This window comes from Desulfovibrio inopinatus DSM 10711, from assembly GCF_000429305.1.
Taxonomy (GTDB): domain Bacteria; phylum Desulfobacterota; class Desulfovibrionia; order Desulfovibrionales; family Desulfovibrionaceae; genus Alteridesulfovibrio; species Alteridesulfovibrio inopinatus.
In genome coordinates this window covers 346,012-369,516 of record NZ_AUBP01000005.1, presented here as the reverse complement: position 1 = coordinate 369,516, position 23,505 = coordinate 346,012, and the positions used below count along the sequence as shown (strand labels likewise).

The 23,505-nt window shown below is 48.2% G+C and carries 20 protein-coding genes and 1 tRNA gene; 8 read left to right on the top strand and 13 right to left on the bottom strand.

Features of this window, described 5'->3' with window-relative positions:
- Positions 1–282: hypothetical protein (locus G451_RS34525; protein ID WP_027183569.1), on the top strand; the 282-nt coding region annotated here is incomplete at its 5' end.
- 188 nt (positions 283–470) lie between these two features.
- Here the strand turns inward: G451_RS34525 and G451_RS0106240 are convergent.
- Positions 471–547: transfer RNA gene (locus G451_RS0106240), tRNA-Arg, on the bottom strand.
- Between the two features lie 129 nt (positions 548–676).
- The gene (locus G451_RS27995; protein ID WP_051261217.1) at positions 677–2,161 is read right to left on the bottom strand and encodes a GGDEF domain-containing protein; all 1,485 of its coding nucleotides are present in this window, start codon (positions 2,159–2,161) and stop codon (positions 677–679) included.
- A 125-nt stretch (positions 2,162–2,286) separates the two neighbouring features.
- Here G451_RS27995 and G451_RS0106230 point away from each other — a divergent pair, with 125 nt between their 5' ends.
- Both G451_RS0106230 and G451_RS27990 read left to right on the top strand, forming a co-directional pair.
- On the top strand, positions 2,287–3,975 hold the full coding sequence (locus G451_RS0106230) for a glycosyltransferase family 4 protein (protein WP_027183568.1): 1,689 nt from the start codon (positions 2,287–2,289) through the stop codon (positions 3,973–3,975).
- Positions 3,972–5,081 carry a glycosyltransferase gene (locus G451_RS27990; protein WP_034640928.1) on the top strand — a complete coding sequence of 370 codons (1,110 nt, stop codon included), beginning with the start codon at positions 3,972–3,974 and terminating at the stop codon, positions 5,079–5,081. Before G451_RS0106230 ends, G451_RS27990 begins: the two co-directional genes overlap by 4 nt.
- A gap of 84 nt (positions 5,082–5,165) precedes the next feature.
- Here the strand turns inward: G451_RS27990 and G451_RS27985 are convergent, their stop codons facing one another.
- The 5 genes from G451_RS27985 to G451_RS0106200 form a co-directional block, all read right to left on the bottom strand.
- Positions 5,166–6,125: a DUF3089 domain-containing protein gene (locus G451_RS27985; protein ID WP_084448416.1), complete on the bottom strand. Its 960-nt coding sequence runs from the start codon at positions 6,123–6,125 to the stop codon at positions 5,166–5,168.
- A gap of 235 nt (positions 6,126–6,360) precedes the next feature.
- Positions 6,361–7,392, bottom strand: coding sequence for a GGDEF domain-containing response regulator (locus G451_RS0106215; RefSeq protein WP_027183567.1), 1,032 nt, complete (start codon positions 7,390–7,392; stop codon positions 6,361–6,363).
- Positions 7,389–7,982 carry a chemotaxis protein CheB gene (locus G451_RS0106210; protein WP_027183566.1) on the bottom strand — a complete coding sequence of 198 codons (594 nt, stop codon included), beginning with the start codon at positions 7,980–7,982 and terminating at the stop codon, positions 7,389–7,391. The genes G451_RS0106215 and G451_RS0106210 overlap by 4 nt, the downstream gene beginning before the upstream one ends.
- 4 nt (positions 7,983–7,986) lie before the next feature.
- Entirely contained in the window at positions 7,987–8,829 is an 843-nt protein-coding gene (locus tag G451_RS0106205) for a CheR family methyltransferase (RefSeq protein ID WP_027183565.1), read from the bottom strand.
- Positions 8,826–12,971: a response regulator gene (locus tag G451_RS0106200; RefSeq protein WP_034640925.1), complete on the bottom strand. Its 4,146-nt coding sequence runs from the start codon at positions 12,969–12,971 to the stop codon at positions 8,826–8,828. The genes G451_RS0106205 and G451_RS0106200 overlap by 4 nt, the downstream gene beginning before the upstream one ends.
- A gap of 238 nt (positions 12,972–13,209) precedes the next feature.
- On the opposite strand from G451_RS0106200, the gene G451_RS0106195 reads away from it, so the two are divergent.
- On the top strand, positions 13,210–13,875 hold the full coding sequence (locus G451_RS0106195) for an HAD family hydrolase (RefSeq protein WP_169727830.1): 666 nt from the start codon (positions 13,210–13,212) through the stop codon (positions 13,873–13,875).
- 179 nt (positions 13,876–14,054) lie between these two features.
- Here G451_RS0106195 and G451_RS0106190 read toward each other — a convergent pair whose 3' ends face one another.
- Positions 14,055–14,732 (bottom strand): DUF47 domain-containing protein, encoded by a 678-nt coding sequence (locus tag G451_RS0106190; RefSeq protein ID WP_027183562.1) that lies wholly within the window; start codon positions 14,730–14,732, stop codon positions 14,055–14,057.
- Positions 14,733–14,778: 46 nt separating this feature from the next.
- Complete coding sequence (locus G451_RS0106185; RefSeq protein ID WP_027183561.1) at positions 14,779–16,017, bottom strand: inorganic phosphate transporter; 1,239 nt, start codon at positions 16,015–16,017, stop codon at positions 14,779–14,781.
- 214 nt (positions 16,018–16,231) lie between these two features.
- Between G451_RS0106185 and G451_RS27980 the strand changes: the two genes are divergently transcribed.
- The 4 genes from G451_RS27980 to G451_RS0106150 all read left to right on the top strand — a co-directional run bounded on the left by G451_RS27980 (position 16,232) and on the right by G451_RS0106150 (position 19,837).
- The gene (locus tag G451_RS27980) at positions 16,232–18,076 is read left to right on the top strand and encodes a HAMP domain-containing sensor histidine kinase (protein WP_156921531.1); all 1,845 of its coding nucleotides are present in this window, start codon (positions 16,232–16,234) and stop codon (positions 18,074–18,076) included.
- A 238-nt stretch (positions 18,077–18,314) separates the two neighbouring features.
- Positions 18,315–18,581 (top strand): RNA recognition motif domain-containing protein, encoded by a 267-nt coding sequence (locus tag G451_RS0106165; protein ID WP_027183560.1) that lies wholly within the window; start codon positions 18,315–18,317, stop codon positions 18,579–18,581.
- A 96-nt stretch (positions 18,582–18,677) separates the two neighbouring features.
- Entirely contained in the window at positions 18,678–18,896 is a 219-nt protein-coding gene (infA, locus tag G451_RS0106160; RefSeq protein WP_027183559.1) for a translation initiation factor IF-1, read from the top strand.
- Positions 18,897–19,123: 227 nt separating this feature from the next.
- Positions 19,124–19,837, top strand: coding sequence for a class I SAM-dependent methyltransferase (locus tag G451_RS0106150; RefSeq protein ID WP_084448410.1), 714 nt, complete (start codon positions 19,124–19,126; stop codon positions 19,835–19,837).
- Between the two features lie 193 nt (positions 19,838–20,030).
- On the opposite strand, the gene G451_RS0106145 is transcribed toward G451_RS0106150, so the two are convergent.
- From G451_RS0106145 to G451_RS0106130, 4 genes are all read right to left on the bottom strand, one after another.
- The gene (locus G451_RS0106145) at positions 20,031–20,507 is read right to left on the bottom strand and encodes a ferritin-like domain-containing protein (RefSeq protein WP_027183557.1); all 477 of its coding nucleotides are present in this window, start codon (positions 20,505–20,507) and stop codon (positions 20,031–20,033) included.
- A 67-nt stretch (positions 20,508–20,574) separates the two neighbouring features.
- On the bottom strand, positions 20,575–21,435 hold the full coding sequence (locus tag G451_RS0106140) for an FAD/NAD(P)-binding protein (protein ID WP_425387480.1): 861 nt from the start codon (positions 21,433–21,435) through the stop codon (positions 20,575–20,577).
- Positions 21,428–22,489 carry a 4Fe-4S dicluster domain-containing protein gene (locus G451_RS0106135; protein ID WP_425387482.1) on the bottom strand — a complete coding sequence of 354 codons (1,062 nt, stop codon included), beginning with the start codon at positions 22,487–22,489 and terminating at the stop codon, positions 21,428–21,430. The genes G451_RS0106140 and G451_RS0106135 overlap by 8 nt, the downstream gene beginning before the upstream one ends.
- A complete protein-coding gene (locus tag G451_RS0106130; protein WP_027183554.1) occupies positions 22,483–23,451 on the bottom strand; it encodes a 4Fe-4S dicluster domain-containing protein in 969 nt (322 codons plus the stop codon). The genes G451_RS0106135 and G451_RS0106130 overlap by 7 nt, the downstream gene beginning before the upstream one ends.
- Positions 23,452–23,505: the final 54 nt, after the last annotated feature.

Here is a 23,505-nt window from a genome sequence, read left to right as displayed (position 1 = left end):
ACGGAGTATGTATCAGATGTTCCGCACACGATACCGTCGGCGCTGGTGCGCGTCCTCTCGCCGCGTGTCGAGCGGTCAAACGCTACGCCAAAATTTGTAGGGTTCATCGACCGGTTACAAATAACAGCGCTGGATGATGAGGGCGACGCCGTGGGGGTGTTGTGCGTCCCGGTTGCGTTTCCATTCCCCATGGCGGTAGGCGATACCGTGGGCGATATCGTCGCGCAATCGTATGTGCATCTCAAATCACTACCGGAGTTTGTGGGCCTGGATGATGTGTAGGTGGAGCGGGCGGGATTTTTTTCTCGGGCGGTGTGCAAAATTTTCTAGCGCGGGGTGCGCGGGGATATGAACTTTCCCGCCATGAGGGAAAAATATACCGGGGGAAGAATCCGGGGAAGGTACTTATCCAAAACTTATCCGAAAAAACAAAAAGGGTCACAGTTTGCACTGTAACCCATTGTTATCATTGGCGGGCAATACAAGATTCGAACTTGTGGCCTTTGGCTCCGGAGGCCAACGCTCTATCCAACTGAGCTAATTGCCCGCAAGAGAGATATATTGCCTCTGTCGTTCGGTTTAGTCAATAAATTTGTTCCGCCACGACAGGACATCTGGTCTATGAGATAATGTCCTGTCGTGGTGGAATCGAAGATCGGTTGCGTATGTTTTGTTACTACGCGTTGAACGCTTTGGGCAGTTCGACTTCGAGGTCACAGGCTAAGCATACCTTGTCGCGGCCTTGAGTCTTTGCTTGATACAGGGCCTTGTCGACGTCATCAAGGAATGCGCTGACGGTGTATTCGTCTTTGGGGTGATACGTAGCAACCCCGATGGATGCGGTAATGGTGTTGCCTTCACCTTTGATGGTGAAGGTATGATTGGCAATACGCTTGCGGATCCGTTCAGCCAAAATTTTGGCTCGATCTTCATCGGTTTTGGGGAGGAGAATGACGAATTCTTCTCCGCCATATCGTGCGATGTGGTCCGTTACCCGTGTCGATTCACGCATGACGCGAGCGATATCACGCAAAACATCATCACCAGCCTGGTGGCCATGCGCGTCATTAATCTGTTTGAAGTGATCCAGGTCAATCATGAGCAAGCTGAGCGGGGCGTTGCGTTTGGTATGCCGTTCAATCTCTTTTTGGAGTTTCTTGTCAAAATAATGGCGATTGTGCACCCGTGTCAGGCCGTCATGATCAGCCTGCGTGAGCACTTCGCGATAGAGGAGTGCATTGCGCAAGGCCAGCGCAAGGTGATTCACGGCAGCGTGGAGCGATTGCACCTGATCTTTGCCAAGAGGAACGACATCTACTCGGGAGATAGCCAAACACCCGATAACCGTATTTGCTGTTTTCAGTGGTAACAAGATGGTTTTTGCGCGTTCAATTGGTAAGCTGGTACGTTTGCTACAACCTTTTGAGCCAAGGATCGTGACTTTATAATTATTGACAGGATAGGATGAGAACTGTCCTGCACCGGAAAGAAGGAATTCAATCCAGTCATCTTCATGTGGTGTCTGAAGATTGTTGCTGAGAAATATTTCCGCTTCAAGACTTTCCCCGCTGGGATTTTGCCAGAAAGCAGCCTGGAGGCCATTGATGGGGAAGAGAATGTTGAAATCTTCCGTTGCTTGAAGAAGAATCTTTGACGGGTCAAGTGTCTCAGATGCTCGGGTGAGAATTTGGTTCAGGAACATCACCTGGTCTGTCTTACGAGCCAAAAGTTCTCGCTCCAGCATGATTTCACGCGTCATGCGATAGATATCATCGTAGAGGTTTTTCACTTCCTTGGCGCGGAAGATGGCATCGCGAATTTTCTTGGGCGACAGTGGAATACGTAATGCAGTGAGAAATCCATTTTCCAGAATTTCTTCGATGTGCATATCAAATTCGCCGTCGTCAAGAATCAGCACGCGTTGCGGAAGATCCCAGTCACGCAACGCTTCCAGGATTCCTTTGGGCAATGCTCCCCAAACAGCCATGGGAATGAAAACGACCAGTGGATCGCTGCTTTCGATGTCCGCAAGTTTGGGGAGCCCGTTGACGGGCCAATTTTTCACCACATAGCCTTTGCCCAAAGCGGTGGTGATTTCCTGCGTATGATCATCATAGAGTCCGATGCCCCAGATGAGATCGGGGTTATCCTGACGCTTCATTCCAAGCCTCCTCGAGAGTTCGAGCCAAAATTAAGACACTCGTCTTTAAGAAATGCAAAATAAGGGCCAATACTATTTATAGGGAGCGTTTGACAAAGTCGGAACATCGGTGTCTTTGGGTGGGGATGGCAAAACAACACTACTGGGGAACTCTTGACCCCTTTTTCGAATCGGGTCCTATTTTAGGGCGGAAAATGGCGAACGCCGGTTTTCTCAGCGCGCTTTTCAATAGCGATCCCTTTGATCGCTATGACTTTTTTTTGTCTCATGCTGGAGCGGAATCTACTGTCGCCACGGCAGCATCCAAACATTGGCCTGCACTGTGGAATGCAGGAAAGATTCGTCTTCGAAAACGTACAGAACTGCCCGACGCACTCATGCAAGAGTGCTACCACGCGTTTCATTTGTCGGATTGTCTCAATGCACCAGCCCATTTGGCGCGCTTACGCAATGCTGTATCCCGGCAGATTTTTCCCATAACAGCTCCCACCCATTCTATCAGTTACTCAAGATATGGGCAGGATTTTCTCCGTCACTTGTGGCCGGGAACAACGCCACGTGATGCCGTTATCGCGACATCATCCACAGCGGCAACGTGTGTCAATGCGTACTATGGTATGCTGCGTCGCGGGTATGGTCTCGATGTCTCCAGCCATCCCGGGCCTCGGGTGGAGGTTATTCCGTTGGGGGTGGATGTCACGCAATTTACCCCTGTTGATGAAGAAGGAAAACGGCAAGCCCGTATGCAACTCGGGTTACCCGCAGCAAGTCCGGTCGCGTTGGTTTTTGGACGCATTTCACATACATCCAAGATGGACCTGTTGCCATTGCTTCGCGCGTTTCAACGTTTGCGGAGAAATAATCGTGCTCAAGATGCCGTTTTGGTCCTTGCAGGCTGGACTGATGAACAAGAAGATTTTACCGGTATGCTGCGACAACTCGCTCGTAATATTGGTGTGTCACTGAGCATCTTCCCTCGCCCTGATGATACCCAAAAGACTGCCATTTATGCGGCGGCCGATGTCTTTGTGTCTATAGCGGATAATGTGCAAGAAACATTTGGTTTGACGCTTCTTGAAGCCCAAGCCGCGGGGTTGGCTGTGGTGGCGTCGGATTTTGACGGATATCGCGACCTCGTTGTTGATGGTCAGACCGGGTACCTCATCCCGACAACTATGCCGAGTCGCACGGATTTCCTCGATATGATGGCTCCTCTGTTGCACGACAATCAGACTCATTTGCTCCTCGCTCAAGAAACCGTTGTCGATGTGCCGATTTTGGCAGAGAGGCTCGGCCGTCTTCTTGACGATCCTGCGTATGCCATAACATTGGGACTAAGTGGCCGAGAACGGGTTTGTACACGGTTTTCCTGGAATTATGTCATTCAGGAGCATCTTTGCCTTTGGGAACGATTGAATGCAATATCTCTCGAAGTGACAGAGCAATGGCGTGCACAGCCGCATCCATTGCATATCGCGTATGGTGAAGTCTTTTCAAACTATCCGACACGGCAACCTGAAGCGATTGGATATGTTGCTGCTACAGCAACGGGCCAAGCCGTGTATCAGGGGAAAGATGCTCCGATTTTCTATCAATTTGCTGAAACCGTACTTGAATCGCGCATTGTGAAGCACGCGTTATTCTTGGCAAGAAAATCGATATTGAGCACCGTCTTGGTACAGGTTTTGATGGAGCGATTTTCACAATTAAGCGAAGAAAAGGCGCTTGCACATGTATTATGGATGCTGAAGCAAGATCTTCTTGAGCGAAAAGAGAATGCGTCAACATTGTCTGTTTCAAAGGCATCTTCATGACTCCTCTTCGGATTGTCCATCATACCTACTTGGAGCGACGAGGCGGAGCAACAGCTGTTGCACGTACGTTATGGCGATGTGCAGATACATTTCAGCAATCAGCAACATTATGTTTTGAAGTACGTCAAACCCCTGATGCTGATGTCCTCCCGCCCCATGTGCTTTCTTGTTTTACAGACGAAGCATGTAAGGCGATGGAACAGGCTGATGTTATTCATATGCATGCATCAGGAAATTGGGACGCTCAACTCAAACGGCTGCAAGAATGTTCTTCCCGTCTCGTGCTCACAACGCATGATGCCTCTTTGATAACAGGAGGTTGTCCGTATCCCCTCACGTGCACAGAGTTTCACAACGGCTGTACGGATCCATGTCCACAGCATTTTCCTGATGTTCGTCGTGTTTGGGAAACCAAACGATCGGTGTTGCAAGAGCTTCGTCCAACCTTGGTTTCTCCATCGGCTTGGCTGGCTAGAATATACCGTTCGGCTTTACCTGGAATCTCGGTTCACGTTATTCCGAATGGAGTAGAAGTTCCTGAGCAACTTATCTCTCGAGAACAAGCCAAACAACGCCTGGGACTGCAACCGCAGGCAAAGACGGTTTTATTTGTTGCCCATGGCGGACAACAGGCTGGCTTCAAAGGAGGCGATCGAATCGAAGCGATTTTCCATGCTCTCCAACAACGCGATGCCGGTATTCATGCTTTTGTCCTTGGTGGGTTTGATCATAAAGAATCCGGTGGCATCCATTCCTTACCATATGTGGAAGGCGAGGTGCTTTCCTTGATGTATCGAGTTGCGGATGTGTTCGTCTATCCGACACGATCCGATAACCATCCTTTGGTCGTCCTTGAAGCTATGGGGCATGGAACGCCTGTCGTGGCATATGCTGTGGGTGGTATCCCTGAGCAAATGAAGGATCGAGAGGAAGGGATGCTTGTGGAACCGGGGAAGGAGGCGAAACTCGTTGCTGCCGTGCTTTCTCTCTTGACTCCGCCTTCCAAAGCTCATGCTTTGGGAGAACGGGCACGGGCTCGGTGCCGCAATGTCTTTTCACATCTTCAGATGGCTAAGCAGTATGATTCGCTGTATCGCCGTTTGTAAGATGATTGTTTGATGAGAACGCTCTCGGATTTCTTCTATTGGGAGATCCGTCAAAGACGGACCTCCCAATAGTGGGTGACGCGATTAGTGATTCGTCAAATAGGCCTTTATTCGGACAGCGACGTTATTTTGTAGATTGCGATACCAGAATGCATAGTCATATTTATGGAGTACACCAGGAGGAAAACTTCCCACGGGAAGAACATCCGGTGGAGTCGTCACAAGAGCACCTGTTTGGGTGTCAATTTGGGCTCCGGTATAGTGTGGAACTTCTCGTTCAATTTCGTCCGTGACATCATGATAGAATACAGCGCCAGTATTGAGTTTCGCATCGGCCGGTGTGTCATCGGTTTTCCAGTTGAGCGGGTTGATACATAACGCTCCGGGAGAAAGCACCGGTGAACCCGTTGCGCCGGGGGCTTGTGTATTGAATGTGATAATAACACCGGTATCATCGGCTTTTTGTGCGGCCTTCAACCACGGGTATGTGCGCAAATCTTCGTCTGTAATGGAATAGCCGATAAGGTATGCAGCAACAAGCCGTTGCTGCAGAGCCGGGTCCCAGAATCGGCGTCGCATGAGATCGAGCAGGGCAAGGGTTCCCTGGCTGTGTCCGGCGAGAATGAAAGGGCGATCGTGATTAAGATTCGCCAGGTAGAATTCAAAGGCCCGGCTGACATCATCGGCACCAATACGAAATGATGGATCTAAGAACGTATTGATTGTGGGATCCAGAGTCGCAAACGAGGCTTGCCGATAGAACGGAGCGAATAGGTTCGCTGCTTGCGAATACACACCAGCCTGTGCAACGAGCAGATGCTCGGCGCGTGCACGGAGTGTTTCATTTGCGATATCCATATTTTTTGGAGATGCATCTGCATAAATTGTTGGATATACATAAAAAACATCGACAGGGCTCTCGATTCGTTCAGCTTTTGCTGCCCAACTGGACGTCTTGGTATAATCGGGGCAGGCAGGAAGAGGGGCATTGCAAGGTTCAGGCGCATTTGCAGCGTGGAGTGAAAGAGGTGCTGCAATACACATTATGTTGAAAATGCATAAAAAGAAGAGAAAAGATCCCATAAGATTCCTTCGCGTTGTGATGTTGAACGGACTATTTTTACCGAGTGCTGTAGGAGTGCTTGAGCTTTCCTTGGGATGTTTTGGGTAGGAAAGTTGTACAACAAGGTCAATACAGGGGAATTCGTTGGGAGATTCCGACTTTGAGGAAGAGAGGTTTTCTATGATGTTACACAACGGACATAGCTGACTCGTTGGTTTATTTTGCATGGAGTTGAAGCCAACGTTCAAAGCAACAGACTTTGTATCTATTACGACCAGCCGACTTGGCTTCGTATAATGCTTTATCTGCAGCTTCGATAAGACGAAGTTGCGGAATATTGCTTTGTGGAATCACCGTGCTGATACCGAGGCTGATAGTAAGGTTGTCACATGTTTGGGAAGACTGGTGCCTGATCGCGAGTTCGTCAATGGCTTTGAGCATACGCTCGGCGACATTCTGCGCACCAGCAGAGTCGGTTTCCGGCAATATGGCCGTGAATTCTTCACCGCCATATCGGGCAACAATATCAATTTCGCGTAACAGAGAATTTCGTAGAGTGCGAGCGACGCGTTCCAGGCAGTAATCGCCAGCAATATGTCCATATGTATCATTGTATCGTTTGAAGTGATCGATATCGGCGACGATCAGTGACAACGGTCTCTGGTTGCGGACGCCACGTTGCCATTCTCGAGTGAAAATTTCATCAAAGCTCCGTCGGTTAGGTAAGCCAGTAAGCGCATCCTGAGAGGAAAGGAGTCGGAGTCTCGCATTGGATTCTTCAAGTAATTGATGGAGTTCTTCCAATTCAACAAGCTTGGCATCAAGTTCTCGTGTTTTTTGTTCAAGCTGGAGACGCTGCTTGTGCATTTCAAGGAAAAATTTGACTTTTCCCTTCAAAATTTGAGGTTCAATTGGTTTAACAAGGTAGTCTACCGCGCCAGATTCATATCCTTTGAATACTTGACCGTCATCACGACGAGCGGCTGTGACAAAAATAATGGGAATATGCCGTGTTTTTTTGTTTCCACGCATGAGTTCGGCTATTTCGTAGCCATCCATGCCTGGCATGATAACGTCAAGGAGAACCAGAGCGAAGTCGTAATCCAGAATTTTGCTCAAGGCTTCGTTTCCTGATGCTGCCGAAACAACTTGCAGCTCCGGCATATTGAGCAAATCTTCCAGAAGTGCCTCAAGGGTAATGAGGTTTTCCGGACGATCATCAACAATAAGAATGGGCAGGGAGTTCATGCCTCGTCTCCGCCGACAAGCGTTGCAAGAAAACGCCCCATACGTGTAAGAGGAACAACAAAATCAGCATCAACGGCGTCTAATGCAGCTTTCGGCATGGTGTCAGCTTCAGCAGAATCGGGGGATTGGACAACAGTCAGGCCACCGAGCTCTTTTATTTTTTTGAGTCCTGCGGCACCATCATTATTGGCACCGGTCAAAATAACACCAATGACTTTTTCTTGGTATGCTTCGGCTGCGGTTTCAAAGAGTACATCAATGGACGGTCGGGAAAAATTGACGCGTTCATCCGCGGATAACGTCAAGGTGCGATCCGCCTCAACCATGAGATGGTAATTCGGTGGAGCCATATAGACGATTCCCGGCAATGCTTTCTCCTTGTCTTCGGCCTCTTTTACGACAAGATGCGTTTTTTTGTTGAGGTGCTTGACGAAAAAGTCATCTGCATCCGGACTCAAATGCTGTACAACGAGAACCGCGGCTGCGTAATCGGCTGGCAACTGCGGGAGGATGGTTTCCAAAGCCAAAAGTCCTCCAGATGAGACTCCGATAACCACCGCATTGTACTCTTTTGAAAGAAAGATTTGCATAATACTAGAGCTGCCGACGCTTCCGGTATATTTTTTCGCGTGGTGCTACAGGCTCGAAAGCCTCGACGAGATCAGTAAATGTTATGCTTTCTTTGGATCCAAGGCAAAGAAAACCTCCTGGACATAAACTCTCATGAAAGAGCTTGAGAACACGGTTTTGTAAATCTCGATTAAAGTAGATCAACACATTACGACAGAAAATAACGTTCATCTCTCCGAATACACCATCAGTCACCAGGTTATGCGAAGAGAATAGCACCTTGTCTTTCAAAGATTTCTTCAAGATTACATTTTCGTAATGCGCTGTATAATAGTCTGAAAAAGATTCTTTTCCTCCAGCCTTCTGATAATTGGACGTGTATTCGCGAATGGCGTCAGCAGGGTAGATCCCTTGTTTGGCTTTATCCAGGATAAGGCTGTTAAAGTCTGTAGCATAAATTTGAGCTCGGTCCTTGAGCCCTTCTTCTTCAAGCAAAATACACATGGAGTATACTTCTTGTCCGGCGGAGCATCCTGCATGCCACACTTTAAAGAAAGGATATGTCTCAAGATGAGGAACAATCGTTTCGCGTACGGCTTTATAGAACCATGGATCACGAAACATCTCCGTTACATTGATGGAAAGATCGAGTAACAATTCGTCGAAGAAAGATTCGTTGGTGATGACTTCATGCAACATTTGTCCGTAATTCTCAAATCCACTCAGTGCAAGACGATGTTCAAGTCTGCGTTTGGTATGGGCAGGAGAATATTGACTGAAATCATAGCCGTATTTCAGGTGAATGGCCTCTATGATGAGTTTGATCATGAGGCGCTCATTTTCCAGGTATTCGTTGTTGTGTTTCATTCGTACAACCATACACGCAACATGGAGAGGAGCTTTTCCGTATCAACCGGCTTGGCAAGGTAGTCGTTCGCTCCGGCTTCTATGCAAAGATTCCTGTCACCCTTCATGGCTTTGGCTGTCAATGCGATAATCGGTAATTTTTTGTGTTGGGGGTTTTTGCGAATTGCCCGCATGGCTTCGTATCCGTCCATGACGGGCATCATGATATCCATAAGGACAAGATTGATTTCCGGATGATCTTTCAGTTTATCAATACTTTCTTGTCCATTCCGCGCGACAATGACATTGAGATCTTTTTCTTCGAGTGCGTTGGACAACGCAAAAACATTCCGCATATCATCATCCACTACAAGGATTGTTTTATCCTTGAACATAGCGTCTTTATCGTGATTCATTTTGACGGGGCGCTGTTTTTCGCGAGGAAGATTCGACTCCACACGATGCAAGAACAACGCGGTCTCATCAAGCAGTCGTTCTGGAGATTTGACGCCTTTGACGATGATGGACTCAGCGTATTTCCGAAGTTCTGTATCTTGGTCGACGGAGAGTTCTCGCCCGGTATAGACAATGACAGGGATGTTGGTGCAATTTTCACATTGCTGAATTTTGTCGAGGAGTTCAAAGCCGGACATATCGTCCAGTCCGAGGTCGAGCACAATACAATCATATCGATGATCATTGAGTTCTTGGAGCGCTTCTTGTCCCGATGAAACCGTTGTTGTCTCCACATCGCCATTGCCGATAAGTTGCTTAATACTGTCCCGCTGAATAGGGTCATCTTCGATCACAAGCAATTTTCTCACCGGCTTGGTGATGATGCGTTCAATTTTGGAGAAGGCTTCTTGTATTTTTTCCATACTCACCGGTTTGGTCAAAAAGCCCACGGCTCCCATGCGCATGGCATCCATGGAGCTATCTGAAGCAGACATGAAGTGTACCGGGATATGGCGAAGGGAAGGATTATCCTTGAGCCGTTCCATAACGGTCCAGCCGTCTATGCCGGGAAGTCCGATATCCAAAATGATAGCACTTGGCTTGAAGTAATCGGCAAAATGCAACCCGGTTTCACCGTCTTCCGCAACAACGCATTTGAAACCACGTTCTCTGGCGAAATCACGCATGACCTGGGCAAACGTGCTATCGTCTTCAATGACAAGCAAGACACGGTCTTGATCTGTAATATTTTTCCGGTCGTCTTTCACGAGCTCCGAGTGTTCACGTTCTTCATCCTGCGGAGCACCGGCATCGTCTGGACTTGTTGTGTCGAGAGTTGGCTCCACACGACAGACGGGTCCATCTGTTTTTAGGGGGTTGTTCTCGTCCGTTGTTGGACGTGCGGAGACATCTCGCTTTATCGAGGGGGACTCGTCCAAGGAGATGAGGGATCGATGAGGTAAGATGACGGTGAAGGAGCTCCCCACGCCTTCTTCGCTTTCCAAATGAATGGTCCCACCGAGCAGTTTGACAAGTTCTCGAGATATCGACAAGCCAAGGCCGGTTCCGCCATACTTACGTCTTGTGCTTCCATCCACTTGCTGAAAGGCTTCGAATATTGCAGCCTGGTGTGATTTGGGAATGCCAATGCCCTGGTCCTTGACTTCGAAGGCAATCAGGTCGTCTCCTTCCAGGTCTATTTTTTCGAGCAGCTCTTTTGAAGGTGGGAAAATTTTCAGGGAGACCGAGCCTTCTGATGTGAATTTGAATGCATTATTTAAGAGATTTCGCAGAACCTGCTGGATGCGTAGCGTATCTGTGGAAATGGTCTCGGGAAGGTCGGGGGCTAACGAAATGTTGAAATCGATCCCCTTGTCTTGCGCCACATCACGGAAGACGCGCTGGAGGTCGTGGATAATCGTGGTTAGTGGCGTGTTTTCAATAACAAGTTCGACCTTTCCGGATTCCACTTTAGACAAATCGAGGATTTCATTGATGAGAGCGAGCAGATCGGCCCCTGAAGAATGTATTGCCTTGGCCGATTCCATTTGTTTATCGGTGAGATTTCCTTCTTTATTGTTGGAAAATAGTTGAGACAATATCAGAATGCTGTTGAGCGGTGTTCGGAGCTCATGCGACATATTGGCCAGAAATTCTGATTTATATTTGCTGGCGGCCGTCAGATCTTTTGCTTTCTGATTCAAATCGGATTTGGCTTTGACGAGCGCAGCATTTTTGTTCCGAATGGCCTCTTTTTGCTGTTCAAGGGCTTGAGTTCGTTGTTCAAGTTCTTCGTTTGTAACGCGCAATTCTTCCTGTTGAGCTTGCAAGCTGGATTGGGATTCTTTGAGTGCTCGGGTTTGTTCCTCAAGCTCCTCGTTTGTAACGCGCAATTCTTCCTGCTGCGCTTGGAGTTCGGCTTCGGACTCTTTGAGTGCCTGGGCCTGACGCTCAAGCTCCATATTGGAGCGCAACAGTTCATCTTGCTGGTCTTCGGATCGTTTGAGCAACGATTTGATCGTACGACGTGATTGCGCGATGTTGAAGAGGATAGCAATTGCTTCAATATTTCTTTCAATGAATCGTTTTTGCAGGGCGGTGAAGGCCCTATGCTTGCCAAGCATGAATACGCCGATAAGTTTATCGTCATATACCATGGGCATGGCTAAAAAATGGTTTGGCGTTTCTTCGCCTGAACCGTAATCAAGAACTGGAGCATCCTTGGGAGCCGTATTGTAGATCAGCATGGTGCGTTCTTGCGCCGCTTGCCCAATAAAGCCTTCTCCTATTTTGTATCGATGGCTTCCGTCATGCCGGTTGGCATAGGAAAAACCGGCAGTCAGCAGTAATATGCCATCGTCATGTATGTAGATCGCTCCGAGCTGTGCCTCAAGGTGTCTGGAAAGGACGGCAATGAAGCGCCGAGACAAATCTTGCAGGCCGTGTTCCCCGCGCATACTGTTGTCGAGCTCTTCTTTGCCGCGGCGAAGCCAATCATTTTCAAATAAGTTGGCAGCCATATGGTTGAGTGCTCGGGCCAAATCACCAAGTTCGTCTTTTTGATTCAGCTCAAGCGTTTCATTGAGCCGCCCCTCGGAGATCGCTTCAGCGAACGCGACACCGGCTCGGATGGGACGAATAAAATTTTTCGCAAAGAAATAGGCAAAAAGGATAATGCACAGAGCAAGAACGGCACTAAAAAGCAAGGTTTGGTTGACGATGTTTTGAATCGGGGCGATGATTTCACTTTGATTTATTTTGGAGACGAGAAACCAGTTGAGATCACCGAATGTGATTTTTTCATAAGCAACAATGACAAGTTGGCCTTGACTATCCGTGTACAACTCTTTCGGTTTCTGACCATTTGCGGCGTCAATCCAGTATGGTAAAGGGGAGATGCTTGTGCCGACAGTATGCGTATGTCGGGCACCCTGGGTGATATCACTTCGAAAAGCAAAAGTATGGGAATTTCTGAACCATCGAATCAAGTACGACTCGCCCGTTTGACCGAGCCCTTGATTTGAACTCATGATAGAATTGATGAAATCCGGGGTGATGGACACAATGAGCACGGCTTTGAGTGATTCAAGATCACCAAAAACGGGTTCACCTATAAAAGCGATTTGGGCTTGGTCTCGACCGAAAGGTTCAAAATCGACCAGGGATGACGTTTTGGTTTCAATAACATCGCGCCAGGCTTTCGCAAGACCACTATTTTTGAGTGGACCGTGGGCGAGGTTGGCGCCAAGACTTGGTCTGTCCGACGTGACGAATTGAACATCGCCTGTTTGTGGAGTAACGAGGTAAATGGAATGGAAATCGTAGGTTTGGCTCGTTACGTTGAGTGCTTTGACATATTTACCGAGAATCCCTTGGAATGCTTCGGATTCTTGCTCAAAAGCGGCTGCACCTTGAGTGGAACTACGCGTCATATACAGGCGCAAGGCTGCGCACAGACTATCGATACGCTGACTCTGTGCCAGCCCTTGTATATTCTTTATTCGTTCTTTAAACGCATTTTCGACTTCTTTTTTTCTGGTCTCCTGGATGCTGACGAGACGAGCAATAGACTCTTTTTTCATAGCCCGCATGGCCAACTCGCCCCCATAGAGACCAACGAGGGTCAATGGAATCAGGCCGATCAGGAGGAAAAAAAAAGTAATTTTCGGCTGGATACGTATGTTTCGTAAGCGCAGCTTGTGATTCATATGTGGCCTTTCTTGCCATCCTGGGGATATGGAGTTTGAGATATTGATTCAAGAGTCATAATGGTCTGGCCCTACAGTATTTTAAAATAAAAATCCATAAGATGAAGGCTGAGCATATGCAAAAAGCAAGATGAATCGTTGGCGATGTTGCCCTCTATGCTGCTTCATAAATGGCATGAAATGGTATCGGTAAATGCGTGAAATAAACATCGACGAAGTTATTGAAAAAGGAGATTTCATGTGTTTTCAGTATGATGTAGTGTTGTTTGATTTCGACGGTACATTGGCAGATAGTCAATACGCCATTGTGCATTGTATGGAGAAGTCCTTTGAGTCTCATGCCATACCGATCCCAGGGAAAGAGGAAATGACACGAAGCATCGGGTTGCCTATTCGTGAGACATTCATCAAATTAGGGCGCGGGGCTGTCTCTGAGAAAAAAGCAGAGGCCATGGCTACGACATATACTGAGCAATGGTACGGCGGGGGAAAGGATTTGGTTCAACTTTTCCCGAGAGCCTTTGAGAGCCTTCAGCAATTGGCGGACATGCCTATACGTGTCGGATTAGTAAGCAACAAGAAGCAACGCGGATTGGATGATGCTGTCTCCGTTTTTGGACTCGGAGCTTTGGTGGATATCGTTGTTGGAGCACAGGACGGACTTGCGCATAAACCTCATGCAAGTTTTTTTTCCGATGCTGTCAGGCCGTTATGCCAGGACGTTCCAACAGAACGTATTCTCATGGTCGGTGATGCTGAGCCCGATCTGCTTTTTGCCGCCAATGTTGGTATGCATGCATGTTGGGCGAGTTATGGGTATGGTCATCCGACACAATGCCGTCAGCTTCATCCCCATTTTACTATCGATGATATTGGGCAGATACCCGGCATCGTTTCGTCATAAAAGATGGAATCTAAACGTAGACAGCACGGAGAGGGGACAAGAGCCTCCTCGACAAAACGTCCGAAAACAGACGTTTTGTCGAGGAGGCTCTTGATATGGAGTGGGCATCCCCCATTGTTGAAGGTGCCTCTCACAAAAAAATGGTCACGAAGTCGCTTCAGCGCCAGTATGGCTCCATTTTAACGAGAAATCATAGCACGCAGGATATCGGCGCACCCCTCGGCGTTGTGGCTCATCGCATAGATCTTCTCGATAAAGTTGATTAATTGATAGCTATCTTTAAAGTCGCAATCTCTGTTGAGGAGTTCTGCGAGGAGTGTGTTATGTTGTTTCCAAACAGAGCGATGCTGCTTTCGCACAGTACGATATGATTCCTTGGTGCCGACACGGTCGTAACTTTTCCCTAAGACAAGATCAGTCGTATTGATTAACGAGGTTCTCAGCAAGGTAATCGTGGAGACAACGTCATCAATGAGGTCAATAATAGGTTTTTGTAGCGTTTCGGGAATGACTACAGGGCGCATCATCAGCCAATGCATGGCAAGTTGCCCTTCATCAAGAATATTATCCTGTCTGCTGGTGTAATTAAAAAAAAGCGTCTTATCGACAGGCATAAAGAGTCCGCGGGGTAAGTGGTTGCGGATACTGCGTTTTACCTTGTCAGCTTTTTCTTCCAACTTATCAATACGGCCGAACATTGCTTGAAGATCGCCGCATTCAGGGCCTTGAACGATATAGCATTCAAGTGCTTCTTCAACGAGTCGAGCACCTTCGTTGATTTGATCGAAATGATCAAGAAGTCCTAACATGGGGGATTGTTTGCTAAGAAGGCCAAAAAAAGGGATGCGCAAAGACATGGAATGAACCTCGCTTCATCGTTAATATCTGTCGCCTTGGAGAAAGCTAGCCGAGGAAAGACCATTTGAGAATTTGAAAAAATAGAATACTTGTCAAAGCCGCGATGGGCACGGTGATAACCCAGTATACAACTATTTTACCAAGTACACGGAAATCAACGGCTCCAAATCCTCGCGCAATACCAACTCCCACAACCGAACCCACTGCAGCATGTGTAGTGGAGACTGGTAAGCCCATATTTGAGGCAAGAAGTACTGTCGTTGCTGCGCCAAAATCGACGGCAAATCCGCGAGTATTGGTCAACACCGTTATTTTTTCTCCCACCGTTGCCATAACTTTATAACCAAGTATCGCGATACCGAGTGCAATGCCGATTCCCCCGAGAAAGAGCAGGAAGAGGGGAACTTCGGCTTTTTGGAAAAGTTGGCCTTCACGGGCGATGAGATAAATGGCTGCGACCGGGCCGATGGCGTTGGCGACATCATTAGCGCCTTGTGAGATGGCAACATAACATGAGGTGCCCACTTGCATCTTTTGGAATATTGTTTCCACGCCTTCCGGCCCTGATTCAGGGTCAGGAGCAATACGATGGATTGCCCACTTTCCAACCAACCAGACGCAAAGACTTATGCCAATGGCCATAAGGAGATTGGTCACTCCACTAAAGCCCAAGCCCTTGCCAAACGGAGTTTTATAAAAGAAGGAAAAGCAAACCAAGGCTGACGTCATTGCCATCCATATGGGAGCCCATTTGGTGGCTTGTGCAATGAAATGAGGCTTGTCGAAAATATATCGTCGGATATGCGAAAAAACGAGATAGGAGACAAGTCCCCCAAAAAAAGGGGAAATGATCCAAGACATGACAATGCCGGCCATTTTCCACCAGTTTACGACTTCGGGACCACCAGCTACAATACCAAAACCAAGAATGCTTCCCACAATGGAATGCGTCGATGAAACAGGCAAGGCCGTTAATGTCGCGGCGAGAACCCAAAGCGCAGCGGAAAGAAGCGCAGAGAACATGCCTATCATCATAATGGTAGGGTCTTGTATGCCTGCCGGATTGATAATCCCTTTGCTTATTGTTGAAGTGACATGAGCTCCGAGGAAGACTGCTCCGAGAAAATTGAGCACTCCGGCTATGAGCACGGCCTGTTTGATCGTGATAGCTTTGGCGCCAACTGCTGATGCCATGGAATTGGCAACATCATTGGCCCCGAGGTTAAAAGCCATAAGGAAGCCGGCGCAGATTGAAAGCACGATGAAAACATCGAAAATGGTCATTCGTATTTTCCTGGAGTTGCGTCCATTCGAAAAAAGTCCAGGTAAAAGCAAAGCCTTTACCTGTTCTGAAATTGGTCGTAATTCGGCTTGTCGCAAATGTATGGCGATTGTCACGAATGCGTGACGATTGTCACATGATTGTGACGACCCGGCCGCTTTACCTGGAGCGGCACGTTTTGTCAAAGTGAATGCGTTTCTCAAAGGAGAGGGAGAAATGACGAAATATTCTTTTCGAACGCAGACGTTTCTATTTTTTGCTGTCGTTCTTTTCGTGTCACAGGTTGTGCTGTTTACAACCTATAATAGTCTCATGAAAACCGATATCCGGGAAGAAGCCGGAACACGAGCCGTGCAGCGCCTGGAATTGGCACGGTGGTTTATCGAAAACAACACTGAACCAATGAGCATGCGTGACTTCAATATCTGGGCGAGGCAGCTTGCCAAGAAATTGCATTCTCGACTCACGTATATAGTCGATGGGACTGTGGTTGCGGACTCCGATGTTCCTGTTGAAGATGTTGAAAAACTGGAAGATCATAGTCACAGACCGGAAGTCATTGAAGCCGTACAGGATGGACATGGAATGAGCACACGCTATAGCTCCACACTGGGGAAGCGTCTCATCTATGTTGCCAGTCGTATGAAAAAAACATCAACACTGCCAGCGGGGATTCTCCGGTTGGCGATTCCAGAATCGCTCGTTGAGAGTCATCAAAGTGAAGTGACACGGAATTTCATCATTATTCTTGCTATTGCTTTAGTGTTAACTGGTGGAGTCAGCTTTTTTATTTCAGGGAATTTATCCCGCGCCATTCGTCGTCTTGCCGATTCTGCACGAGCTATTGGGCAAGGAGAATGGGATCGGCGTATTCATGTCGTTCCGGGGGTTGAATTTCAGCCTCTTGCAGAAGCTATCAATGTCATGGCGGAGAATATCACCGTAACATTTCATGATCTGCAGGAGAAAAGACTTCAGATCGAAGCCATGTTGAACGGTATGGCCGAAGGTGTTCTGGTCTTGGACGGACAAGGACGGATTCGGCATTGGAACAGTGCGCTGCAGTCCATCTTTCCGGATGTCGGGAGTCATGAGCATGTGACGGTACTTGAATTATCCATGAATCCTGAATTACATGCTGCCATTGAAGCGACGAAGCAGGGGGAGGCGCAGGAAAATCATATCCAGGTTTTTATCAACAATAAGTATCTTGATGTTTCCATTGAGAAATACAATGATCCATCGAAAGAATCCGGATTTGTCCTCGTTTTTCATGACATCACATATATACGGAAGCTCGAAGAGGTTCGACGAGACTTTGTGACCAATGTCTCCCACGAATTGCGTACCCCGATCACGTCGATTCAAGGGTATGCGGAGACGCTGCTGGATAACCCGCCATCTGACCCGGAGATTGCCGCCGATTTTCAGCGGCGAATTATGAAAAATGCTAGCCACATTTCTTCAATGGTCGATGACCTGCTTCGGCTCTCCCGAATCGAGAACGGGTCTGATAGTCGTGATCTTTATCCGGTCGACTTATATGACGTTGTGACGTTTTGTTTCGATGTCATTTCTCCTTTAGCAGAAAAGAACGAGGTCCAGTTAATAAGCCACTTGGAAGAAAACGAAGTGTGTGTGCTGGGTCACAAGAAGGGGTTGATCGAGATATTTACGAACTGCATTGAGAATGCGGTCAAATATATGGACAAGCCTGGGCATGTAACGATTTCTGCAGAACTTGGAGAATTGACAGCGTCCATTCGTATTGAAGACACCGGCCCAGGAATTCCTCGCGATCATTTGGAGCGTGTGTTTGAACGATTCTACCGGTGTGGCCGATCATGTCAGCAAAAATCAGGTTCCTCCGGATTAGGGCTTGCCATTACAAAGGGGTTGATTCGGCGGTTTGGAGGAATGATAGAAATTCAAAGTCCAGTTGGGACGACTGATCGAGGATGTGCCGTTCTGCTCACTTTGACGCGGGCTACTGTGTGTCCGAGTCCTCTGTCCGAGAACGTGGAGGCTCTGGTGGGCGGGCAAGACCGTAACAAGGTCTAAAAGCGGTTTGCACTATAAATATCATTTTAGATGATATTTCCGTTGACATCATCTTTTGAAACGGATAGTAACCAATGCTTCTTGGCTGAAGTTTTTTGTGCCGAGACGAAGTTGATTGAAAAATCAATTTCAAAGGGGGGGTGGCTTGCCAGCCCCATGTTCAGCGGATGCCGTCGTTGCATGTTGCACGTGTTGCATTTGCCTTTCCATCTATCTTGTTTAAGGAGCATTACATCTTATGGCGACGAGTATTTACGTGGGCAACCTGCCCTGGAGCACGACCGAGGACGAACTTTCTGACCTCTTTTCCCAGCACGGCGAGGTTATCTCGGCCAAAATCATCACCGACCGTGAAACGGGTCGCTCCAGAGGCTTCGCCTTCGTTGAAATGGAAAAGCCAGACGCCGATGAAGCCATCAATGCCCTGAGCGGTGTTGATTTCGGCGGCCGTATCCTGAAGGTGAACGAAGCCCAGCCGCGGGCTCCTCGTAACAACCGCTGGTAAGAGCCCGCTTTCTTACGTATACACTGAATAACAACGCCTGCTCCGCATCAGCGGAGCAGGCGTTTTTTCATCTTTATCGACAACCAAGGAGGCCATTTGTCTAAAGAAGAAGGAATCCAAGTCACTGGCACTGTTGAAGAAGCACTCCCTAACGCTATGTTCCGCGTCATTTTGGATAACGATCACCAAGTGTTGGCCCACATTTCCGGGAAAATGCGAAAATTTCGCATCCGCGTTATGCCCGGAGACAAAGTCACCGTTGAACTCAGCCCCTACGATCTCACCCGAGGCCGGATCACATTCCGACCGCGCTAAAGCGCATATCCGTTCTGCCTGGCAAGGCGTTCCGCCTGTTCGTTTTCGTTGTTGTATATATGGCCTTTGTGTGCCTGTTCTGAGGTGCTCCATGTGTGCGTCTTGATCATGGCAGGACAGAAAAACCTCCGTTGTGATGCGGAGGTTTTTTTGTGATACTTATTGCATAGCGTTGTCGTTTCTTGTCGATAACGAATCTCCATGACCAATCAAAATATGATGAGGATATGATGATGACAAAGAACACTTCTTTTGATGCTGTCGAGCACTTTAGCGAGAAGCATGCAAATATATATGATGATAAGATTCAAAAAGTGATTCTTGGTTATAAGCAAATGCACGAGTTGGCGTACTATATTTTGAAGGATAATCTGGAAAATCGTGCATCAATACTCATTTCTGGCATTGGTACAGGCCATGAAGCAATTACCTATGCAGAACCTCAGAAGGAATGGTCTATTTACGGGGTTGACCCGAGTGAAGAGATGGTGCGTAATGCACAGCAGAAAATACAACACAAAAGTTTATCGCAGCAAATTGACGTTTTTCACGGAACAGTAAATGATATTCAAAAAAACAATTTTGATGCCGCTACATCGATTCTTGTGATGCAGTTTTTAGAAGATAATGGAGATAAAGAAGCATATCTTTCTAATATATTTAATAAATTGAAAGTCGGCGCAAAATTCATTCTTATCGACATTGAAGGTGACAAGAACTCAGAAGAATATAGATTTCTGTTGTCGGCATGGAAGTGTCATCAATATAGTACACGAAATAATAAAGAGCAAATCGATAAAGATTTTGATCATGTGAGCTCAGATGTTCAATCTATTTCAGCAGAGAGAATTCACGAATTGCTCTATAAAGTTGGTTTTTCAAAAACTTATAAATTTTATAAATCATTGTTGTTTGGTGGATATGTTGCAGAGAAACTATAGTCACTTATTAAAGATTCAAAACAATGTTTAAAGTTGGTATATAGAATAAATAATGTACTCTGAAGAATGATGTGGAGTTTTTTGGCATTCAGCGATTGATCTTTCTGTTGTTCCTAATAATGTAAAAAGCTGTACATTCCAACGAATGTACAGCTTTTTGCAAATAAATCGATTAAAGTTATTTTAATAAGCGTTATTTCGACAACGCTCCGCGCAGCTTTTTAAGGTGCCCGCGTTCTTCTTCGATAATTTCCGCGATAAAGGCTTTTTCAGCTTCCGGCACGAGTTCACGCATTTCCATGAAAAAGAGGATCGTGTCTTTTTCAAACGCCATGGCCATGCGGATGGCTTCGTTTTTATCTTTGGCTTTTTCAGCCAAGCGTTGGGCCAAACCGGGAGTGAAGATTTGGTGCGAGTCAATGAGTGCGTTCAAATACTCAACGTATTCATTGCTAGTGCTCCAGGCAGGCAGTTCGATTTTGCCAAGGCGATCGAACAGTTGCTGGAACAGTTGTTCGTGCTTGGTTTCTTCACCCGCAAAATATTCAAAAAAATTGCGAGCATCAGGCTCTTGAGCATTCAATGCTGCCTGGCGGTAGAATTCCTGCCCGCGCCGTTCGATCTCAACGGCGAACTTGGCGATTTCATTGGCATGGAAAAAAGAGGCCATAGTGGTTCTCCCTTGCATCAACGCCGGATCGACCATAAACGGCCGATCCGGCGGAATCGTTTACAGCCTAGAGTTCGTTGGGCAGTTGCTTGAGTTGAGCGTAGGTGAAGACCGGGCCATCAACACAGACGTACTTGCCGCCAATGTTGCATCGACCACAGATGCCTACGCCGCACTTCATGCGTTTTTCCAATGTGGTAATGATCTGATCGTCTTCAAAGCCGAGTTTTTTCAAGGCTTGTAAAACAAACTTGATCATGATCGGCGGGCCACAGGTGATGGCCACCGTGTTTTCCTTTGACGGTTCCATTTCCAACAACACATTGGGAATAAGGCCAACAGCGTGTTCCCAGCCTTCGGCTTCGCGGTCGATGGTGAGGACCGTTTTCAGATCGTTACGACCGAGCCAGTCGGGAAGTTCGTATGAAAACGCCATATCCTGAGGCGATTTGGCACCATAGAGGAGCTGGATGTCGCCATAGTCATCGCGTTTGTCGAGCATGTACAGCAGCAGGGTGCGCAACGGAGCCATACCGATACCACCACCGACGAAGACAATGTTTTTGCCTTTGAGGTCATTGTACGGAAAGCAGTTGCCGAGCGGTGCGCGTACACCGACTTTGTCTCCAGCTTTCAGCGTGTGAAGCTTGGCAGTGTTCTCACCGGCGCGCATGACGCTGAACTGGAGGTAGTCCATACGGGTCGGAGGCGAGTTGATGACGAAGGTGGATTCCCCCGTGCCAAAAACCGACAACTGACCGACTTGCCCCGGCTCGAACTTGAAGTCTTTCATGACGGCATCAGGCAAAACAACGCGAAACGTCATGATGTTGTGTGTTTCCTGAATCGTCTCAATGACCGTACCGATAACAGGCAGGTACGGGTTTTGCTCGTTGCTCAAGTCAACGCTCATAGGATTCTCAGTCATTGGCGGCCTCCTGGCTCGGCTCCATGGCGCTGAGCACGATTTCGCGAATATCGACACTGACGGGGCAGCTCTTGATGCAGCGGCCACAACCGCAGCAGGAGATGTTTCCGTCATGAATGGTCGGGTAATAGCTGAACTTGTGTCCAACACGGTTTTTCAGCCGATGTGCTTTGGTTGGACGAGGGTTGTGCCCGCTCGCTTCCAGCGTGAACTGGAAGGACATACAGTTGTCCCAAGAGCGGATACGCGACCCACCCGAACCACAAATTTCATCGGTAATGGTGAAACAGTAGCAGGTCGGGCACAGGTACGTGCAGGCGCCGCAGCTGATACACTTGGAAGCCATCGCTTCCCAGAACGTCATGTCGTCGAAGCGTTCGAGCAGACGGGCCGGTGCCGTGCTGAGGTCCGGGGATTCGCCCAAAGCGTCTTTGCATTTTTGCACAACAGCTTTGGCTTCGTCCTCTTTCCCGGCATCGCTGGATACAGTGGCTTTGGCCAACAAGGCTTCGCCTTTTTCCGTGACAGCCTTGGCAAAATAGCCACCTGCAACCGGAGTCAGCAAAACATCGGAGCCTTCGGCATCATCGGGGCCACTGCCAACCCAATGGCAGAAGCAGGTCGTTTCCGGTTCGGAACACGCCATGGTGATGAAGGCCGTGTTTTGACGGTGGCGCAGATACGGTACGTCAGTCACGGTTTTGCCGTAGTAGACCCGATCGAAAGCAAGGAAGCCGCGAGCGCCACAAGGACGCGAACCGACAACAACGGTCGGCTTCGGAGCGGGTGCTTCGACCAACTCCAAATCAACTTTCCCCAAGTCTTCAGGGTCTTTTTTGTAGGTGTAGTTCATCAGCGGTTCGCTTTGTGGAAAAACCGACCGCTTCGGGGATGTCGTGGCATCGCGATCAAAGACCAGCGAAGCGCCTTTGACATACGGAGCAAATACGACCGAGTTGCCTTGGGCCTGCGGAGCAAGCACCTCATGATCGGCGCTGATGGCGTCAATCCAGGCTGCGAGGTCTTCTTGTTTAAGGTATCCGGACATCACCAGCCTCGCTCGTTAATATTGTCTTCTTCCACCTTGAAGGCGAGAAGTGGTGGTTTGGCCTCGAGATCGACTCCGGCCGTGTAGTCGAAGAGTTCCTTGAGTTCCTTGTTGATCTTGCGCTTGAAGGTCAAAATAGGAATATTGACCGGACAGGCGCGCTGGCATTCGCCGCATTCTGTGCAACGACCGGCCAGGTGGAACGCATGGATCATTTGGAAGAACAACTTTTCGCTGATGGCATCTTCCTGCGTGAGCCAGTGCGGGTCACGGCTTTGGGCGACGCAGTGGTCGCGGCATACACACATGGGGCACGCATTACGGCAGGCGTAGCAGCGAATGCAACGCTCCATTTCTTTGTTCCACATGGCGAACCGATCAGCCAGTGCCATGGATTCAATGGCGGCAACATCGGCGTATTCGTCGTTCTCAACGGTTGCCGGCAAGGGATCACCAAAGAAATGATCGCTTTCGATGGCGTTGTGATAGCGGCAAACAGTGCATTTGGGTGCCGCGACGTCCGCCACGGCCAGTTCGATCTTTTGACCGTCAATCGCGATGCGAACGGTCTTATCGTCGGCTTCAACCGACTCGATACGGCCCGGGTTCAGGCCTTTCTTTTCAATAGCGCTATTGATTTTGGAGATATCGACAACCCCCGAACAGGGCAGGCCGAAGATCACCACATCGTCGCGGTTGATAAGGTTTTCCTGTAAAAGTTCGATAACCGAACGGCTGTCACAGCCTTTCACGACAATACCGACCTTTTTGCCTTTAAGGCTAGGCAGGTACGTCGCCGGGTTATGAACGCACAAAGGATTGAAAATGAAGCTGTCGACGTCGGCTTCGGTGCGCATGAAATGCGGCGTGGCATGCAGGGGATCATAGCCCTGTTTCCAGCCGATGACGCAGTCGAGATCGGGCAACAGCTCCTTGATTTTGGCTTGCAAATCAAAGACGGTGCTCACGTTGAACTCCTTATGTCGGCGTTGACGCAATGGCGCTCACGCATACGTACAACC

What these genes read in the sequence shown, in the direction of transcription:
- G451_RS27995 (WP_051261217.1), bottom strand. Translation starts at nt 2,161, where the DNA reads ATGAAGCGTCAGGATAACCCCGATCTCATCTGGGGCATCGGACTCTAT.
- G451_RS0106230 (WP_027183568.1), top strand. Translation starts at nt 2,287, where the DNA reads ATGGCAAAACAACACTACTGGGGAACTCTTGACCCCTTTTTCGAATCG.
- G451_RS27990 (WP_034640928.1), top strand. Translation starts at nt 3,972, where the DNA reads ATGACTCCTCTTCGGATTGTCCATCATACCTACTTGGAGCGACGAGGC.
- G451_RS27985 (WP_084448416.1), bottom strand. Translation starts at nt 6,125, where the DNA reads ATGTGTATTGCAGCACCTCTTTCACTCCACGCTGCAAATGCGCCTGAA.
- G451_RS0106215 (WP_027183567.1), bottom strand. Translation starts at nt 7,392, where the DNA reads ATGAACTCCCTGCCCATTCTTATTGTTGATGATCGTCCGGAAAACCTC.
- G451_RS0106210 (WP_027183566.1), bottom strand. Translation starts at nt 7,982, where the DNA reads ATGCAAATCTTTCTTTCAAAAGAGTACAATGCGGTGGTTATCGGAGTC.
- G451_RS0106205 (WP_027183565.1), bottom strand. Translation starts at nt 8,829, where the DNA reads ATGAAACACAACAACGAATACCTGGAAAATGAGCGCCTCATGATCAAA.
- G451_RS0106200 (WP_034640925.1), bottom strand. Translation starts at nt 12,971, where the DNA reads ATGAATCACAAGCTGCGCTTACGAAACATACGTATCCAGCCGAAAATT.
- G451_RS0106195 (WP_169727830.1), top strand. Translation starts at nt 13,210, where the DNA reads ATGTGTTTTCAGTATGATGTAGTGTTGTTTGATTTCGACGGTACATTG.
- G451_RS0106190 (WP_027183562.1), bottom strand. Translation starts at nt 14,732, where the DNA reads ATGTCTTTGCGCATCCCTTTTTTTGGCCTTCTTAGCAAACAATCCCCC.
- G451_RS0106185 (WP_027183561.1), bottom strand. Translation starts at nt 16,017, where the DNA reads ATGACCATTTTCGATGTTTTCATCGTGCTTTCAATCTGCGCCGGCTTC.
- G451_RS27980 (WP_156921531.1), top strand. Translation starts at nt 16,232, where the DNA reads ATGACGAAATATTCTTTTCGAACGCAGACGTTTCTATTTTTTGCTGTC.
- G451_RS0106165 (WP_027183560.1), top strand. Translation starts at nt 18,315, where the DNA reads ATGGCGACGAGTATTTACGTGGGCAACCTGCCCTGGAGCACGACCGAG.
- G451_RS0106150 (WP_084448410.1), top strand. Translation starts at nt 19,124, where the DNA reads ATGATGATGACAAAGAACACTTCTTTTGATGCTGTCGAGCACTTTAGC.
- G451_RS0106145 (WP_027183557.1), bottom strand. Translation starts at nt 20,507, where the DNA reads ATGGCCTCTTTTTTCCATGCCAATGAAATCGCCAAGTTCGCCGTTGAG.
- G451_RS0106140 (WP_425387480.1), bottom strand. Translation starts at nt 21,435, where the DNA reads ATGACTGAGAATCCTATGAGCGTTGACTTGAGCAACGAGCAAAACCCG.